Genomic DNA, 17,415 nt, shown 5'->3' with positions numbered 1-17,415 from the left:
CGAAGCCGCATTAGCTTAGGCATTTGTCACAAGCATCGGCCGAGGTATGCGATGGAGCTTCAAACATGGCTGGCATTCTTTGCCGCCTGCTGGGTGATCAGCCTGTCCCCGGGCGCGGGCGCCATCGCGTCGATGTCCAGCGGTCTGCAATACGGATTCTGGCGCGGCTATTGGAACGCACTGGGCCTGCAGATCGGTCTGGCGGTGCAGATCGCGATTGTCGGCGCGGGTGTTGGCGCTGTGCTCACCGCTTCGGCCACGGCATTCCATGCGATCAAATGGTTCGGCGTCGCCTATCTGGTTTATCTGGCGATCAAGCAATGGCGCGCGCTGCCCATGGACATGAGCGATGACGCCGCAGTGCGGCCGATCGGCAAGCCACTGGCCCTGGTGTTTCGCGGCTTTCTGGTGAATATCAGCAACCCCAAGGCGTTGGTGTTCATGCTCGCGGTGTTGCCGCAGTTCATCAACCCGCATGCGCCGCTGCTGATTCAGTATCTGGTGATCGGCGTGACCATGGTGTTCGTCGACCTGATTGTCATGGCCGGCTACACCGGGCTGGCGTCGAAGGTGCTGCGCCTGTTGCGCACGCCCAAGCAGCAGAAACGCATGAACCGCACCTTTGCCGGGCTGTTCATCGGCGCGGCGGCATTCATGGCGACGTTGCGCAAAGCGGCGGCGTAAACCGCTCGGGCAAAAAAAAAGGCGACCTCAAGAGGTCGCCTTTTTCATTTCTACCGAGACATCGGGGCAAGCGAGCTTTTGTGGCGAGGGGATTTATCCCCGTTGGACTGCGCAGCAGTCCCAATCGTCTTGCATCAATAGCGAGGGCCGCTTCGCGACCCAACGGGGATAAATCCCCTCGCCACAGAGCCCTTCGCCACAAAAGTCCTCAGATCCGGCTCAGCGTAAAATCACCGGCGCCGTGTCACGCGGCAGATTGTTGCGCTGCGGCGCTTCACGCGGCTGCTCATAACCGTCACCACCACCGAGCTGCATGCTCAGTTGCCCGGCCACGTCTTCGCCCAAGGCCTTCGACACCTCACGCACCACCCGCGGACGGTTCAGCGAGATCTTGATGTCGCGATGGTTCACCAGTTTGGTGTCCTGCGCTTCGCCCATCGCCGTGAAGGCCGAGGTGATCTCGTAGGTCTTGGTGTTGATCAGACTGAAATCCGCCACCAGCGTCAGGCTCAGCACCGCCGAGTAGCTGTCGGTGTGCGCCAGCTCGTTGATGTCCTGGGTGAAGTCGATGTCGGACACGGTGCCGAACAGCACGTAGTCGGCGCCTTTGAAGTTGCCGGCCTTGATGCGCTTGATCACGTCATACACATCGCCTTTGGATGAGGCGGTATACGGCGTGCCCTGCACCAGCTGGAACATGCCGGTACGCAGGATTTCACCCTTGATGTCGCCGGTGAATTTGCGCAACTCGCCCTGTTCGATGTAGCTGGTGGTCGCTTCGATCTCGTTGTAGCTCGAAGAACCGCTGGCGCTGTAGTAACTCTCGCGGTGATTGCTCTGCGCCGAAACGATGTGGATGTATTGCTCCACGCGCTCCTGATACGCCAGATCCGTCACCGCTACCTTCGGGGCCGCCTGCGCGCTGAACGCGCAAGCCAGGGCCATCATGCCAATCCATGTGCGCATTGATTAACGCTCCGTGGTTTTGCGGATCTCTTTTTCGTCCATCCACTCGGCCAGACCGCTTTCGACGTCGATCAACTGCAGGCTGAATTTGTAGAAGACGTCCTTGTAGTCGCTGCTGCGCTTGACGATCGAGCTGATCGAGCCTTCGATGCGGTACTTGGCGGCAACCATGTTGCCGGTCTTGGCCACGGTGCTTTTCTTGTACAGGCCGCTCTGGTTTTGCAGCTTGAGCTGGTCAACCTGGCTCTGCATCGCATTGTTGTCGCTGGCGAAGCGCGCAACACCGGTCTTCATCAACTGAGTCTTGATGCTGGTGGTGATTTCGCGGGTGTCGATGTACTCGCTGGTCTTGTTCTTCACATCGTAGACCTGAACCACCGGACGGCCCTGCAGAATGCCGGACTGGGCCAGCGAGCGAGTCATCGACTCGGCGATCATTTGCAGGTCGGTCGAACCGAATTCGTTGGTCACGGTTTCAACCGCTTTGGTGTCGCCGTAGCTGATGTTCTTGCTGCCCAGGGTCGGCGAGGTGTTGGCGCAACCGGAGGCGAGCAGGGCGATGACGGCGATGCAGGAAAAGCGTGCAAACATGAGAAAGCTCTCTCAATCAGAAATAGGGTGGCGGGTTTACGGCGTCTTGATTTCCAGACGGAAATCCACGGCTTTCGGGGTCGGCGCGATGGCCTGAATGAAGCTGGTCTGGGCGCCGTACATCATCTGGCTTTTCCACACTTCTTCTTCGGCAACCGGGAAACCTTCGGCGCCAAGCCAGGCGAAGCGGTAGTAGAAAATCTTGTTGCTGTTGAGGGTGTTGCTCAACTGCACGTTGACGGTCATGAAGCCGTTTTCACGAGCCACGCGCATGGCGCCGACGACGATGTGTTTCTGCGGGCCCATGGCCACGACTTTGCTCGCGGCGCTGCCCGGCTCCGGCGGTGGCGGGGTGGCGCAGCCTGCCAGCAAGGCGAGGGCGGCGACGGCGATGATCTTCAAGCGCATTGCAAAGACTCCGTTCTTAAGGTTGTTTGAGGCTGGCGACGTTGGTCGCGGCAGCGCTCGGCATTACGTGAGCAGCGATGCCGCCAGCGAATACCTGGTTGCCCACGGCACGCAGGCTGATCACTTGGTAGCGCTGGTCGACAGTGACCTTGACCACCGAGCCGCCGACGGCGCTCGGCAGGGTAACCTGATGCTCACCTTTTTTCAGGCGCAGACGCACCACTTGGGTGTTGTCCGGCAGGGTGCGCCATGTACGGGTATCGGCACCTTCAAGCACCGCTGAAGAAATACCCACGGCGAGACCGGCCAGCGGATTGGTCTCGTTGATCTGCTTTTGCGCCACGCCTTTGGTGATTGCGCGCACGGTGGTGCGCACGATGATCCCCGGCATGTCATCGCGTAGAGCGCGGCGGGACATGGCGGTGGTGCTGTTCAGCGCGGTCAGGTCGACCTGCTTGCCGTCGACGCCGATCTGCGCAAAAGGCGCGGTGGAGGTGTCCGGTTTGATGATCGGGAACGACAGCGGAGTGATCACCACGTTGTTGGAAATCGGCAGCGGCAGCGGTACGCGAATCGAGTCGCGGGCCGGGGCCAGACCGCTCTGCACGACGATGAGAATGTCGCTGTCATCGGATTTGGAAGGCTTGTCGAGATTGACCAGCGCCTGCTCGAGCAGCGGCGTGTTCGGGCGCAGTTCGGCAGCCTTGCGATAACCCGGCGCGGCCAGATCCTTCTCGCCCAGGGCTTCGTAAACGAAACCGGCCAGGTAATGGCTGAACGCACTCTGGTAGCTGTTTTTCAGGCCGACCACTTCCGGTGCGTCGAGGCTGGCCATCGGATAACCCTGCAGATCCTTGTACTGGGTCTTGATGCCTTCTTTTTCGGCCTGTTCTTCGCTCTTGAGGTATTCCTTGTCGCGCAGGTCAGCGATCACCGCTTCGCGTTCGTGGGTCTTTTTGATCGCCGTGCGGGCACCATCGAAATCGTTGACTGCCAACAGGTTCAGGGCCATCTGCGTGGTCAGCATGACTTTTTCGTAGTCATAGCCTTCGTAGCGACGCACCTTGTCGTTGACGATGAAGCTGCCGAACTGCGCCAGGTACTTGGCCGAGTCAAGCTTGACCGCGTCTTCCCACTGACCGACTACCTGGTCGGCACTGCCCCAGGCGTTCTGGCTGCCCGACAGATCGCCCTTGGCGCGCAGCAGTTCACCTTTCTCGAAGTAATAGAGCAGGTCTTTGTCGGTGCCGGTGTTGTTCTTTTCCAGCAGGGTCAGCGCCGCGTCGACGTTGCCGGAAGCCAGTTGCTGATTGGTCTGGGCCAGTTCGGAATCGTAGTTGCGAAACGCTGCGCAGCCGGACAGCAGCGTGACGGCGCTGAGCGCGAGCAGCATGGGAGCGCGGAATGCCATGGGTACTTCTTCCCTGAGTAACAAAACTTGCAGCCGCGTGTGCTGGTCGGGCTGGTGTGACCTATCGACGGCGGCGCTGGCCTCCTGCCAATTCCTCATGCGTGAGGAGCTTTTGATGCCGGCTCGTTGGGCGAGGGCGCGGCATTATAAGCGCGGGGTGATGGCGATGTAATGTCTTTTTAGTGGCCTAGCGAAGGCTCGTGCCATCATTTGGTCAAGTTGTTCACGACGCGTTCGGCCGCTGTTTTGCCGGGCGCGAACGCGCTGCCATTGGCGAAAACTCGATCGCCCAGGGCGCGCAGGGTGATGACCTGGCGGTTCTGATCGATCCGGATAGTCAGCGGCGCGGCGTTATTGACGTGGGGCAGGGTGATCGCATGTTCACCTTTCTTCAGGCGCAGGCGCATTACCTGAGTCAGATTGGGCAGGGTGCGCCAGATACGCGTATCGGCTTGTTCGAAACCATCCCAATGGGTCACGTACGATGCTTTGCTCGGGTCGCGTCGGTTGTCGGTGGCTTGCACATCGGCGGCCAGAAAGGCTCGGTAGGTGGTGCGCTGGATGATGCCGGGCATGTCATCGCGCAGCGTACGCAAGGACATGTCGGTGATGCTGTTGACCGGTATCAGTTTCTTCTGCAGTCCATCGATGCCGATCTGATTGAACGACGGCGTTGAAGTGTCGGGCACCATCACAGGGAACGAGATGTTGGCGACAATGACCTGACCGTCTGCCAGCTTCACCGGGTACGGCACACGCAGCGAACTGCGTGCGGGAGCGAGGCCGCTTTGCACGATGATCAGCACGTCGCTTTCGTCACCCTTGAGGCCGGGACTGTCGAGGTCACGCAATGCCTGCTGGAAGAACGGCAGATCCGGGCGTAATTCGATGGCTTGGCGATAGCCTGGCGCGGCGAGATTCTTTTCCCCCAGCGCTTCATATGTAAAGCCCGCGAGGTAGTGACTGAACGCGCTTTGGTAGCCGTTCTTCAAGGCGATCACCGCCGGCGCGTCCAGCATGACTACCGGATAACCCTGCAAATCCTTGTAATGCACGCGCACACCCTGCTTTTTCGCTACCTCTTCGACGCGCTCATATTCGAGCTCGCGCTGCCGAGCGATCAGCGCTTCGCGCTCATGGGTTTTCTTGATGTCGGCGCGGGCGCCGTCGAAGTCGTTCACGGCCAGCTGGTTGAGGGCCATCTGCGTGGTCAGCATGACTTTTTCATAGTCATAGCCGTCGTAGCGGCGCAGCTTGTCATTGATGATGCTGCCCCAGTGATTACCCATGGCGGCCAAGAGTTTGTCGCCGGTGGTTTCAATGGTGTCCTGGCGTTCGACCACCATTTGCTCGGCACTGCGCCATGCCGCCTGACTCTGGGGCAGTTCGCCGCCCGCACTCAACACCGCACCTTTCTCGAAGTAATAGAGCAGATCCTTTTGCTCGTCCGGGTTATGTGTTTCAAGCAAAGCCAGTGAGCCGGCGACATTGCCTTGCTTCAATTGCTCGGTGGTCTGTTCCAGCTCCAGATCGTAATTGCGATAAGCCGCGCAACCCGCCAGTTGTGTAATGGTGGTCAGCAGCAGGGGAAGCAGCAGGCAGTGGCGCATTGAAAGGGGGCTTCCTTGAGCAAATGGGGAGTATTCACGTTATTGGAGTCGATGGTGGCACATCGCTTCAACGTTATGAATCACTCCCTGCCGACACCGACAAAGCTTGAGAGAAACGTCTGCGAAGTGAACAATATGTAACTTCGCATTTCCATTTGAGATTCGTTCATGACTGCCTCGTCCCGATTGCTGGCCTGGCTGCTGTTCCCGTTATTGTCCCTCAGCAGCCTGCCGCTGCTGGCCGATACCGTGGAAGGCGCGCCGCAAGCGTTGCACCTGCTCGATTACATCAGTGCCGACTACCCGCCGACGGTCGCGGCAGGCAAAGTCATCGACGACGGCGAATACCGCGAACAGCTGGAATTCACCCAGGTTCTGCAAGGCTTGATCACTGCATTGCCAGCCAAACCGGAAAAAGTCGCGCTGGAACAGGGCGTGGAGTCTTTGCACGCAGCCATCAGTGCGAAGCAGGACGGTGCTGATGTCGCCCGTCAGGCCCGACAGTTGGGGGCGAAACTGGCGGTGGCTTATGAAGTCAGTCAGGCGCCGATCATCACTCCGGACCCGACACGCGGCGCGCCGTTGTATGCGCAGAACTGCTCGGTGTGCCACGGCGATACAGGTGCTGGCGACGGCCCGGCCGGTGTCGGTCTGACCCCCGCGCCTGCCAACCTTCGTGATGCGGCGCGCATGGATCACCTGAGCCTGTACGCGATCTACAGCACCCTCGGCCAGGGCGTCGAAGGCACCGACATGCCGGCGTTTGCCGATCAGCTCGATGATCGCCAGCGCTGGGATCTGGCCACCTACATCGCCGGCTTCAGTGCCGATGCGGCAGCCGCCAAGTCCGACAAGGTCTACAACATCGCCGACCTGGCCCGCCAGACCCCGGCCGAAGTGCAGGCGGCGGAGGGCGCAGAGGTTGCGGCGACGTTCCGGGCGCAGCGCGCACAACCACCGCAGGTCAAGCGCGGGCCGGCGCAGTTGCTCGATTACACCGCCGCCACGCTGGACAAGAGCCTCGCGGCCTACCGCGCTGGTGAACATGATCAGGCCTATGACCTGTCGGTAGCGGCGTATCTGGAAGGCTTCGAGCTGGTCGAAAGCTCGCTGGACAACGTCGATGCCAACGTGCGCAAGGACACCGAAAAATCGCTGATGGCTTACCGGCAGTCGCTGCAGGACGGTCTGCCGGTCGAACAGGCCGAACAGCGTCTGGACGCAGCCAAGGCCAAACTCAAGGAGTCCGCCGGTCTGCTGGGCAGCGATGGCCTGAGCTGGTCGCTGAGCTACATTTCCGGCCTGCTGATTCTGCTGCGCGAAGGCCTGGAAGCGATTCTGGTGCTGGCGGCGATCCTCGCCTTCTTGCGCAACACCGGCCAGCAGTCAGCGGTGCGCAGTGTCAACGTTGGCTGGGGCCTGGCCTTGCTGGCAGGCTTGGGCACCTGGGCGCTGGCGGCGTATGTCATCGATGTCAGCGGTTCGCAGCGTGAGTTGCTCGAAGGCGCCACCGCGCTGTTTGCCAGCGTCATGGTGTTGTGGCTCGGCGTGTGGATGCATGACCGCCGTCACGCGGCGGCCTGGCAGGATTACATCAAGAGCAGCCTGGTCGGCGGCGGTGGTCGTTTCGGTTTTGCGATCCTGGCGTTCTTCTCGGTCTATCGCGAGTTGTTTGAAGTGATCTTGTTCTACGAAACCCTGTGGCTGCAGGCCGGGCCTGCCGGGCACAACGCCGTGTTGGCCGGCGGTGCGACGGCGCTGGTGCTGCTGGTCGGCCTGGCGTGGGTGATTCTGCGCGGCTCGGCGAAACTGCCGCTGACCTTGTTCTTCAGCATCAACGCCGCGCTGTTGTGCGCGTTGTCGGTGGTATTTGCCGGGCATGGCGTGAAGGCCTTGCAGGAAGCCGGGATCTTCGGCACACGGCCGGTGGCGTTCTTTGAATTCGACTGGCTGGGGATCCATGCCGATGCCTATTCGCTGACCGCGCAGGTGGTGGCGATTGTGGCGATTGCTGTGCTGTATGGGCGCAGTTGGGTGGCGGAGAAGCGTCGGGTTTCGGCTGCATAAAGGCATTCGCTGCGCTCATATTCGCGAGCAGGCTCGCTCCCACAGGTTCGGTATGTATCCTGTGGGAGCGAGCCTGCTCGCGAATTTTTTGGAGGCAAGAACATGCGTGTATGGATCGATGCCGACGCCTGTCCACGGGCGGCGAAGGATCTGGTGGTGAAGTTCGCCCTCAAGCGCCGGTTCGAAGTGGTGCTGGTGGCCGGGCAGCCGCAGATCAAGCCGGGGCTGGCCATCGTCAAACTGATTGTGGTGCCGAGCGGGCCGGATGCGGCGGATGATTATCTGGTCGAGCATGCGGTGCCGGGCGAGCTGGTGATCTGTAGCGATATTCCGCTGGCCGATCGGCTGGTGAAGAAGGGCGTGGCGGCGCTGGATCCGCGCGGCAAGGAGTTCGATGCGCAGAACATGGGCGAACGCCTGGCGGTGCGTAACCTGTTTACCGATCTGAGGGAGCAGGGCCAGATGAGCGGCGGCCCGGCGCCGTTTGGCGAGCGTGAAAAGCAGGCGTTTGCCAATGCGCTGGATCGGATTCTGACCCGACTCACTCGCAAGCCCTGAGTCTTGCACAATCGCTGTGGGAGCGAGCCTGCTCGCGAAATCTGTGTGTCATACAACCTGATGTTGGCTGATACAACGCATTCGCGAGCAGGCTCGCTCCCACATTTGTTTCACGTACGGCGAGGGATCAAGCGTCGTTTTCGTGAGTCAGTTCGAGCACGCGGTCGACCAGTTTGTTGATCCCCGAAGCTGCTTCACTGATGGTCTGCGCCAGCATGTACGCCGGGGTGGTGACCAGTTTGCGCGCCTTGTCTTCGACGATTTCGGTCACGGCGCACTCTTCGTGGGTGGCGCCCATCTTGTTCATGGCCGCAGCGGTGTCGGCGTCGTTGCCGATGGTGCAGGTCACCCCCGGGCCATAGATTTTCGCCGCCAGCGCCGGGGAGATGCAGATCAGCCCGACCGGTTTGCCCGCTTCGGCAAATGCTTCGGCCAGGGCCAGCACTTCGGGTTGCACGGTGCAGCCGGCGCCTTCGATGGCGAAGTTCGACAGGTTCTTCGCTGCGCCAAATCCGCCGGGCACGATCAGTGCGTCGAAGTCCTCGACGTCGGCATCGCGGATATCCTTGACGTTGCCCCGGGCAATGCGCGCCGACTCCACCAGCACGTTGCGCGATTCCGGCATTTCTTCGCCGGTCAGGTGATTGATCACATGCAATTGCGCGATGTTCGGCGCGAAGCACTGCACCTGTGCGCCGCGCTGGTCGAGGCGCAGCAGGGTGATGACACTTTCCTGGATTTCGGCGCCGTCGTACACGCCACTGCCGGACAGGATCACTGCAACTTTTTTGCTCATGGGCTTCTCTCCAGATTCATGGCGCTCAATGTCCCTTAAATCGTCGCGCGTGGCCATAGGGGCATGGCTGACGCGCGCGGGAACAGAGCGCTCTCTCAATGGATCGCAACGGCGGCGGGGTGTTCATTATTTGCCTGGACTGCGCATGGCAGCCGCCAGCGAATGGCTTATTCGGCTGGCGTTTTCGGGCCGGCAGGAGGGGTCGCTTCGGCTTGGCGCAACTGCTCTGCCTCGGCGGCCTTGGCGAGCTGCTCGTCCTGATAGATTTTCTTCGCCAGTTGCGCATTCTTGAAGCGGCGCCGCAGCCACAGGCCCAGCCCGAGGATAAGCAAGGCGCCGAGCACCCACAGCTCGTACTTCTTGATGCTGCCGAGCATGCCTTCCAGCACTGCGCCGAAGTGGTAAGCCGCCGCAGCCAGCGCGGTGGCCCAGATCGCCGCGCCGATGCCGTTGAGCAGCAAGTAACGTCCCGGTGGATAACCGGACAGGCCGATCGCCACCGGCATCACGGTGCGCAGGCCATAAACGAAGCGGAAGCTCAGGACCCAGATGTCCGGGTGTTTGCGGATGTGCTCCAGTGCGCGGTCGCCCATCATCTGCCAGCGCGGTTTGCGCGCAAGCAATTTGCGCCCGTGCTTGCGCCCCAGGAAGTACCACAGCTGATCACCGGCATAACTGCCGAAGAACGCCACGACCACCACCAGGTTGATGTCCATGTATCCACGGAACGCAAGGAAGCCTGCGAGCACCAGAATGGTTTCGCCTTCGAAGAACGTGCCGAGAAACAGGGCAAAGTAGCCAAAGTCGTGCAGAAATTGTTGGAGCATTGTCTGGGTGCTGGCGAAATGAACGCGCAGCCTAACCCTTCGGGCACATTCATGAAAGTGTCCAAATGTGTCTCGACGTGAACATTTCCTACATCGACAATGGATTGCGGCTACCTGTCACAGAGCACACATAACTGTCATCTGTTAGTCATAATGGCCGTCTATAACTGTCACGCTCGCCCGTTTGCCCGGGCTCAGGAGTCTGCCGTGAGCTTTACCCCCGCCAATCGTCTGTTCCCTGCCACTCGTCTGCGCCGCAATCGTCGTGATGATTTTTCGCGGCGCCTGGTGCGTGAAAACGTATTGACGGTCGATGACCTGATCCTGCCGGTGTTCGTGCTCGACGGTGAAAACCGCCGCGAAGCCGTGGCCTCGATGCCGGGCGTCGAGCGACTGAGCATTGATCTGCTGCTTGAAGAAGCGGCGAAATGGGTCGAGCTGGGCATTCCGGCGCTGGCTCTGTTCCCGGTCACCCCGCCTGAGCTGAAATCCCTTGATGCTGCCGAAGCGTGGAACCCTGAAGGCATCGCCCAGCGTGCCACGCGCGCGTTGCGTGAGCGCTTCCCGGAGCTGGGCGTGATTACTGACGTCGCGCTGGACCCGTTCACCACCCATGGTCAGGACGGCATTCTCGACGAAGACGGCTACGTGCAGAACGACATCACTGTCGATGCGCTGGTGCGTCAGGCGCTGTCCCATGCCGAAGCCGGCGCGCAGGTGGTGGCGCCATCGGACATGATGGACGGTCGCATCCAGGCGATTCGTGAGGCGCTGGAAATTGCCGGTCACGTCAACGTGCGCATCATGGCCTACTCGGCCAAGTATGCCAGCGCCTATTACGGGCCTTTTCGCGATGCGGTGGGTTCGGCGTCGAACCTGGGCAAGGCCAACAAGGCTTCTTATCAGATGGACCCGGCCAACAGTGACGAAGCGCTGCATGAAGTCGGTGCCGACTTGTCTGAAGGCGCGGACATGGTCATGGTGAAGCCGGGCATGCCCTACCTGGACATTCTTTTTCGGGTCAAAGATGCCTTCAAGGTGCCGACCTTCGTCTATCAGGTCAGTGGCGAATACGCCATGCACATGGCCGCTATCCAGAATGGCTGGTTGAGCGAAGCGGTGATCCTCGAGTCACTGACCGCCTTTAAACGTGCCGGTGCAGATGGCATCCTGACTTACTTTGCCGTTCGTGCCGCTCAATTGTTACGAGAGCAGAAATAGCCCTCCCAGGAACATTCCATGAATACCGAAGGACTCACTGAAGTTGCCGTAAAAGAAGCTCAGCCGGTGGTCGAGCAAATCACCGAAACCCCGCCGGAACTGGAGCCTGCGCCACCCGCGCCGGTTGCCGAAACCGCTGTGGCGGTACCGGCGATCGCCATTCCCGGCCTGGATGACAGCAGCCTGTACATCCACCGCGAGCTTTCGCAATTGCAGTTCAACATCCGCGTGCTGGAACAGGCGCTGGACGAGTCCTACCCGTTGCTGGAGCGGCTGAAGTTCCTGCTGATCTTCTCCAGCAACCTCGACGAATTCTTCGAGATCCGCGTCGCCGGGCTGAAAAAGCAGATCACCTTCGCCCGCGAACAGGCCGGCGCTGACGGCTTGCAGCCGCATCAGGCGCTGGCGCGGATCAGCGAGCTGGTCCACGGTCACGTCGACCGCCAGTACGCGATCCTCAACGACATCCTCCTGCCGGAGCTGGAAAAGCATCAGGTGCGCTTCATCCGTCGGCGCAACTGGACAACCAAGCTCAAGACCTGGGTTCGCCGCTATTTCCGCGACGAGATCGCGCCGATCATCACCCCGATCGGCCTCGATCCGACGCACCCGTTCCCGCTGCTGGTGAACAAGAGCCTGAACTTCATCGTCGAGCTCGAAGGCATCGACGCCTTCGGGCGCGATTCCGGTCTGGCGATCATCCCGGCGCCGCGCCTGCTGCCACGGATCATCAAGGTCCCGGAAGAAGTCGGCGGTGCCGGCGACAACTATGTGTTCCTGTCGTCGATGATTCACGCCCACGCCGATGACCTGTTCCAGGGCATGAAGGTCAAAGGCTGCTACCAGTTCCGTCTGACCCGAAATGCCGACCTGGCGCTCGATTCCGAAGACGTCGAAGACTTGGCCCGCGCTCTGCGTGGCGAGTTGTTCTCGCGGCGCTACGGTGACGCGGTGCGTCTGGAAGTCGCCGACACTTGCCCGAAACACCTATCGGACTACCTGCTCAAGCAGTTCAACCTGAGCGAGACCGAGCTGTATCAGGTCAACGGCCCGGTCAACCTGACGCGCCTGTTCAGCATCACCGGTCTGGACAGCCATCCGGAGCTGCAATACACGCCGTTCACCCCGCAGATCCCGAAACTGCTGCAGAACAGCGAAAACATCTTCAGTGTGGTCAGCAAGCAGGACATCCTCCTGCTGCACCCGTTCGAGTCGTTCACGCCGGTGGTCGACCTGCTGCGTCAGGCCGCGAAAGACCCGCACGTACTCGCCGTACGGCAAACGCTGTACCGCTCCGGGGCCAACTCCGAGATCGTCGATGCGCTGGTGGATGCCGCGCGTAACGGCAAGGAAGTCACCGCGGTGATCGAGCTGCGTGCGCGCTTCGACGAAGAATCCAACCTGCAACTGGCCAGCCGTCTGCAAGCGGCCGGTGCGGTGGTGATCTACGGTGTGGTCGGCTTCAAGACCCACGCCAAGATGATGCTGATCCTGCGCCGTGAGGCTGGCGAGATCGTCCGTTATGCGCATCTCGGTACCGGCAACTACCACGCCGGTAACGCCAAGCTTTACACCGACTACAGCCTGCTGACCTCCGACGACGCTTTGTGCGAAGACGTCGGCAAACTGTTCAGCCAGTTGATCGGCATGGGCAAGACGCTGCGCATGAAAAAGCTGCTGCATGCGCCGTTCACCCTGAAGAAGGGCATGCTCGACATGATTGCCCGCGAAACCCAGTTCGCCCTCGAAGGCAAACCGGCGCACATCATCGCCAAGTTCAACTCGCTGACCGATCCGAAGATCATCCGCGCGCTGTACAAGGCCAGCCAGTCCGGCGTGCGCATCGATCTGGTGGTGCGCGGCATGTGCTGCCTGCGTCCGGGCATCGCCGGGGTTTCGCACAACATTCATGTGCGCTCGATCATTGGCCGCTTCCTCGAGCACACGCGGGTGTTTTACTTCCTCAACGGCGGCGACGAGCAGATGTTCCTCTCCAGCGCCGACTGGATGGAGCGCAACCTCGACAAGCGTGTCGAGACCTGCTTCCCGGTGGAAGGCAAGAAGCTGCTGACCCGAGTGAAGAAAGAGCTGGAGCTGTACCTGACCGACAACACCCACAGCTGGAGTCTGCAGTCGGACGGCCGCTACATCCGCAACACCCCCACCGGCAACCAGAACCCGCGCAGTGCGCAGGCGACGTTGCTGGAGCGGTTGGGCAGCCCGATCTTGCCTGTCAGCAGCTAAAGCAAAGCCAAGAGCAAAAGCCCCTCACCCTAGCCCTCTCCCGGAGGGAGAGGGGACTGACCGAGGTGTCTCGCGCTATACATCGACCTGAGCTACCGAGTCGAACTCAGGTTTTGAACAGTGTGCGGTCGGCTCCCTTTCCCCCTCTACCCCTTGGGGGAGAGGGCTGGGGTGAGGGGGATCGATCCAAAGCGCACCACCAAATCCAGCCGTACAGCCAATAAAAAGGCGATCCTTAGGGATCGCCTTTTTTGCACCTGAGATTTAACTCAGTGAACGGTGAGGACAATGCCAACCCGCGTCAACCAGTCCGCCTCCAGGCCGAAATCCGCCTGAGTCAGCTGATTTTCATCCAGCCAGTTCTCCGGGAATTCCACATCGAGATGGTCGCCATTGGCATGCAGCACCACCTGCGGCATCGCCTGGGTTCCGCGAATGTGATGGAACAGAATGGCGAACCGCAGCAGCACGCACAGGCGAATCAGTTTGATGCCGTCATCACCGAATTCGGCGAACTTGTCCTTGGGAATGTTGCGCCGGTGGCCGCGCACCAACAGCGCGAGCATCTGCTGATCTTCGCGGGAGAAGCCGGCCAGGTCCGAGTGCTCGATCAGGTAGGCGCCATGCTTGTGGTAGTGATAGTGAGCGATGTCGAGGCCGACTTCGTGCACTTTCGCCGCCCAGCCGAGCAGTTCGCGCCAGATGCCGTCGTCCAGTTCCCAGTCCACGGCGACCTGATCGAAGGCGTGCAGGGCCTTGCGCTCGACCCGCGCCGCCTGTTCCAGGTCGACGTGATAGCGCTCCATCAGCGAGGTCAGGGTGCGTTCGCGAACGTCTTCGTGATGATGACGTCCGAGCAGGTCATACAGCACGCCTTCACGCAGCGCGCCTTCGCAGTGATCCATGCGTTGCAGTTCGAGGGCGTCGAAGATCGCTTCGAGAATCGCCAGGCCCGCCGGGAAAATTGCCCGACGATCAGGCTTGATGCCTTCGAAATCGATCTTGTCGGCGTCGCCCAGCTTGAACAGCTTGCGCTTGAGCCATGCCAGGCCTTCGGCGTTGACCTCGCCGCTGCCGTGGCCGCCAGCCTTCAGGGCCAGGCCGATGGCGCGAATCGTACCGGAGGAGCCGATGGCTTCATCCCAGGTCAGGCGATGCAGGGCGTGCTCGATGCTCATGATTTCCAGGCGCGCCGCCGTGTAAGCCTGGGCGTAGCGCGCCGGAGTGATCTTGCCGTCCTTGAAGTAGCGCTGGGTGAAACTCACGCAGCCCATCTGCAGGCTCTCGCGCAGCAACGGCTCGAAGCGCTGGCCGATGATGAACTCGGTACTGCCGCCGCCGATGTCGGCGACCAAACGTTTGCCTGGGGTGTCGGCGAGTGTGTGCGAAACGCCGAGATAGATCAGGCGCGCTTCTTCACGGCCGGAGATGACTTCTACCGTGTGGCCGAGGATTTCTTCGGCGCGGCGGATGAACTCGCCACGGTTGCGCGCTTCACGCAGGGCGTTGGTGCCGACGATGCGCACGGCACCGAGCGGCATACCGTTGATCAGTTGCGCAAAGCGCTTGAGGCAATCGAGGCCGCGCTGCATCGATTCTTCGTTGAGCTGGCGCGCATCGTCGATGCCAGCGGCCAGTTGCACCTTCTCGCCGAGGCGCTCGAGAATGCGGATTTCGCCGTTCTGGGCCTTGGCCACGACCATGTGAAAGCTGTTGGAGCCCAGGTCGATTGCGGCGATCAGGGACAGATTCTTGGCTTGGGATTGCGGCATGGTCAGGGGGTCTCGGTCGATAACCCCGACATCGTGCCACGATCAAACGCTGGCGCCAACGCGCATGGTTCAAACCGTTGATTCAGCGCAGAAAGTCTGGGGATCGCGGCGCGGCCATTCGCGAGCAGGCTCGCTCCCACAGATGAGCGCATTCCCCTGTGGGAGCGAGCCTGCCCGCGAAGACGGCATCACTGCTTCAGAAAATCTTCAGGCTGTCGCTTCCACCGTGCCAATAAAGTTCGCCAGCTCGGCCGTCTGCGGATTGGCAAACAACACCTTCGGATCGCCCACTTCATGCACTTTGCCATGGTGCATGAACACCAGTTTGTCCCCCACCTCGCGGGCAAAGCGCATCTCGTGGGTGACCATGATCAGCGTCATGCCTTCCTTGGCCAACTGCCGCACCACGCTGAGCACTTCATTGACCAGTTCCGGGTCCAGTGCCGAAGTGATTTCATCGCACAGCAGCACCTTCGGCGACATCGCCAAAGCCCGGGCGATCGCCACCCGCTGTTGCTGCCCGCCGGACAGGCGATCCGGAAAGGCATCGAATTTCTCCCCGAGCCCGACTCGCTCGAGCATTTCCCGCGCCAGTTCGGCAGCCTTGGCTTTGGGTACTTTTTGCACCACTTGCGGCGCGAGCATGACGTTCTCCCCGACGGTCAGGTGCGGGAACAGGTTGAACTGCTGGAAGACCATGCCGACCTTCTGTCGCAGGCTGCGTAGATCAGCGCGGGCGGCGTCGAGGTATTCGCCGTCGACTTCGATCACACCGTCGTTGATCGACTCCAGGCCATTGAGCGTGCGCAACAGGGTCGATTTGCCCGAGCCGCTGCGGCCAATGATCGCCACGACCTGGCCTTCCTCGACGCTGAGGTCGATGCCTTTGAGTACGTGGTGATCGCCGTAGTATTTATGCAGGGCGGAAATTCTAAGCAGAGGCATGCAGTCTCCTTTCCAGGTAGCGCGCACTGAGGGACAAGGGGTAGCAGAGCAGGAAGTAGCCGAGGGCGACGAGGCCGTAAACCATGAACGGTTCGAACGTGGCATTGGCGAGCATGCCGCCGGTCTTGGTCAGTTCGGTGAAGCCGATGATCGAGGTCACCGCTGTGCCTTTGACCACTTGCACCGAGAAGCCCACGGTCGGCGCCACGGCGATGCGCAGCGCTTGCGGCAGAATTACGTAGCGCAGCTGCTCCAGCGGATTGAGCGCCAGGCTCGACGAGGCTTCCCACTGACCGTGGGGAATGGCCTCGACGCAGCCGCGCCAGATCTCTGCCAGATAGGCGCTGGTGAACAAGGTCAAAGCGATCGCGGCGGCCATCCACGGCGAAATCTCGATCCCGGCCAGCGCCACACCGAAGAACACCAGAAACAGTTGCATCAATAGTGGCGTGCCCTGAAACAGCTCGATCCAGGTGCGGGCGATGCTGCTTGGCAGGGTGTTCTTCGAAATGCGCATCACCAGAATCAGCAGGCCGACGAGGCCGCCGCCGATGAATGCCACCAGCGACAGCGCCAGCGTCCATTGCAGGCCGGTGAGCAGGTTGCGCAGGATGTCCCAGAAAGTGAAATCGCTCATTGGCTGCTCCTCGCAATGAACCGCCGGCCGAACCAGTTGAGCAATTGGCGGATCAGCAGCGCCATGCACAGGTAGATCAGGGTGGTCAGCGCGTAGGTTTCAAAGGCGCGGAAGTTGCGTGACTGAATGAAGTTGGCGGCGAAGCTCAATTCTTCCGTGGCGATCTGCGAACACACCGCCGAACCGAGCATGACAATGATGATCTGGCTGCTCAGCGCCGGCCAGACCTTGCCCAGCGCTGGCAGCAGGACGACGTGGCGGAACGCTTCGAAGCGGGTCATCGCCAGTGCCGCAGCCGCTTCCAGTTGCCCGCGCGGAATCGCCTGGATGCCGGCGCGGATGATCTCGGTTGAATAGGCGCCAAGGTTGATCACCATCGCCAGCACCGCCGCCTGCCACTCGGAAATCTGTACGCCGAGCGACGGCAGGCCGAAGAAGATGAAGAACAGCTGCACCAGAAACGGCGTGTTGCGGATCAACTCGACGTAGACGCCGAAGATCGCCGAGAACGGGCGAATCTGCCAAGCCCGCACCAGCGCGCCGACAATGCCCACGCCGACCCCGAGCAGCGCGCCGATGGCGGTCAGCTCCAGCGTGAACAAAGCGCCGCGCAGCAGCAGGTCGGTGTTTTCCACCACCGGCAAAAAATCGAACTGATAAGCCATGAAGGTCTCCCGC

General features: G+C 61.0%; 16 protein-coding genes. 5 read left to right on the top strand and 11 right to left on the bottom strand.

Annotated elements, in window-relative coordinates:
* The first annotated feature begins 51 nt into the window (after nucleotides 1–51).
* On the top strand, nucleotides 52–684 hold the full coding sequence (gene rhtB, locus ND528_RS06565) for a homoserine/homoserine lactone efflux protein (RefSeq protein WP_016772608.1): 633 nt from the start codon (nucleotides 52–54) through the stop codon (nucleotides 682–684).
* A 219-nt stretch (nucleotides 685–903) separates the two neighbouring features.
* Here the strand turns inward: rhtB and ND528_RS06560 are convergent, their stop codons facing one another.
* From ND528_RS06560 to ND528_RS06540, 5 genes are all read right to left on the bottom strand, one after another.
* A complete protein-coding gene (locus tag ND528_RS06560) occupies nucleotides 904–1,650 on the bottom strand; it encodes a penicillin-binding protein activator LpoB (RefSeq protein ID WP_263469944.1) in 747 nt (248 codons plus the stop codon).
* A 3-nt stretch (nucleotides 1,651–1,653) separates the two neighbouring features.
* Nucleotides 1,654–2,241, bottom strand: a complete 588-nt coding sequence (lpoB, locus tag ND528_RS06555; RefSeq protein ID WP_016772610.1) for a penicillin-binding protein activator LpoB — start codon at nucleotides 2,239–2,241, stop codon at nucleotides 1,654–1,656.
* Nucleotides 2,242–2,277: 36 nt separating this feature from the next.
* Nucleotides 2,278–2,649 carry a YcfL family protein gene (locus ND528_RS06550; protein WP_016772611.1) on the bottom strand — a complete coding sequence of 124 codons (372 nt, stop codon included), beginning with the start codon at nucleotides 2,647–2,649 and terminating at the stop codon, nucleotides 2,278–2,280.
* A gap of 16 nt (nucleotides 2,650–2,665) precedes the next feature.
* On the bottom strand, nucleotides 2,666–4,060 hold the full coding sequence (locus ND528_RS06545) for a COG3014 family protein (RefSeq protein WP_263469943.1): 1,395 nt from the start codon (nucleotides 4,058–4,060) through the stop codon (nucleotides 2,666–2,668).
* 206 nt (nucleotides 4,061–4,266) lie between these two features.
* Nucleotides 4,267–5,670, bottom strand: coding sequence for a COG3014 family protein (locus ND528_RS06540; protein WP_263469942.1), 1,404 nt, complete (start codon nucleotides 5,668–5,670; stop codon nucleotides 4,267–4,269).
* Between the two features lie 168 nt (nucleotides 5,671–5,838).
* On the opposite strand from ND528_RS06540, the gene ND528_RS06535 reads away from it, so the two are divergent.
* Both ND528_RS06535 and ND528_RS06530 read left to right on the top strand, forming a co-directional pair.
* Entirely contained in the window at nucleotides 5,839–7,737 is a 1,899-nt protein-coding gene (locus tag ND528_RS06535; protein ID WP_122603419.1) for an FTR1 family protein, read from the top strand.
* Nucleotides 7,738–7,839: 102 nt separating this feature from the next.
* Nucleotides 7,840–8,295: a YaiI/YqxD family protein gene (locus tag ND528_RS06530; RefSeq protein ID WP_186630659.1), complete on the top strand. Its 456-nt coding sequence runs from the start codon at nucleotides 7,840–7,842 to the stop codon at nucleotides 8,293–8,295.
* Between the two features lie 127 nt (nucleotides 8,296–8,422).
* Here the strand turns inward: ND528_RS06530 and elbB are convergent, their stop codons facing one another.
* Together elbB and ND528_RS06520 are read right to left on the bottom strand one after the other, a co-directional pair.
* Nucleotides 8,423–9,091: an isoprenoid biosynthesis glyoxalase ElbB gene (gene elbB / locus ND528_RS06525; protein WP_016772616.1), complete on the bottom strand. Its 669-nt coding sequence runs from the start codon at nucleotides 9,089–9,091 to the stop codon at nucleotides 8,423–8,425.
* 167 nt (nucleotides 9,092–9,258) lie between these two features.
* Nucleotides 9,259–9,918, bottom strand: coding sequence for a DedA family protein (locus ND528_RS06520; RefSeq protein WP_056791681.1), 660 nt, complete (start codon nucleotides 9,916–9,918; stop codon nucleotides 9,259–9,261).
* Between the two features lie 207 nt (nucleotides 9,919–10,125).
* On the opposite strand from ND528_RS06520, the gene hemB reads away from it, so the two are divergent.
* Nucleotides 10,126–11,139, top strand: coding sequence for a porphobilinogen synthase (hemB, locus tag ND528_RS06515; protein ID WP_016772618.1), 1,014 nt, complete (start codon nucleotides 10,126–10,128; stop codon nucleotides 11,137–11,139).
* Nucleotides 11,140–11,157: 18 nt separating this feature from the next.
* Nucleotides 11,158–13,383, top strand: coding sequence for a polyphosphate kinase 1 (gene ppk1 / locus ND528_RS06510; RefSeq protein WP_016772619.1), 2,226 nt, complete (start codon nucleotides 11,158–11,160; stop codon nucleotides 13,381–13,383).
* A gap of 269 nt (nucleotides 13,384–13,652) precedes the next feature.
* Here ppk1 and ppx read toward each other — a convergent pair whose 3' ends face one another.
* From ppx to ND528_RS06490, 4 genes are all read right to left on the bottom strand, one after another.
* Nucleotides 13,653–15,155 carry an exopolyphosphatase gene (gene ppx / locus ND528_RS06505; protein ID WP_101161519.1) on the bottom strand — a complete coding sequence of 501 codons (1,503 nt, stop codon included), beginning with the start codon at nucleotides 15,153–15,155 and terminating at the stop codon, nucleotides 13,653–13,655.
* A 207-nt stretch (nucleotides 15,156–15,362) separates the two neighbouring features.
* The gene (locus ND528_RS06500; RefSeq protein ID WP_007911148.1) at nucleotides 15,363–16,100 is read right to left on the bottom strand and encodes an amino acid ABC transporter ATP-binding protein; all 738 of its coding nucleotides are present in this window, start codon (nucleotides 16,098–16,100) and stop codon (nucleotides 15,363–15,365) included.
* A complete protein-coding gene (locus ND528_RS06495) occupies nucleotides 16,087–16,737 on the bottom strand; it encodes an amino acid ABC transporter permease (RefSeq protein WP_016772621.1) in 651 nt (216 codons plus the stop codon). The genes ND528_RS06500 and ND528_RS06495 overlap by 14 nt, the downstream gene beginning before the upstream one ends.
* Nucleotides 16,734–17,402: an amino acid ABC transporter permease gene (locus tag ND528_RS06490; protein WP_122612308.1), complete on the bottom strand. Its 669-nt coding sequence runs from the start codon at nucleotides 17,400–17,402 to the stop codon at nucleotides 16,734–16,736. The genes ND528_RS06495 and ND528_RS06490 overlap by 4 nt, the downstream gene beginning before the upstream one ends.
* Nucleotides 17,403–17,415: the final 13 nt, after the last annotated feature.

This window comes from Pseudomonas mercuritolerans (assembly GCF_025706525.1).
GTDB lineage: Bacteria > Pseudomonadota > Gammaproteobacteria > Pseudomonadales > Pseudomonadaceae > Aquipseudomonas > Aquipseudomonas mercuritolerans.
Note: the sequence above shows the minus strand (reverse complement) of the source record. Positions and strands in the feature narration are given on the sequence as shown.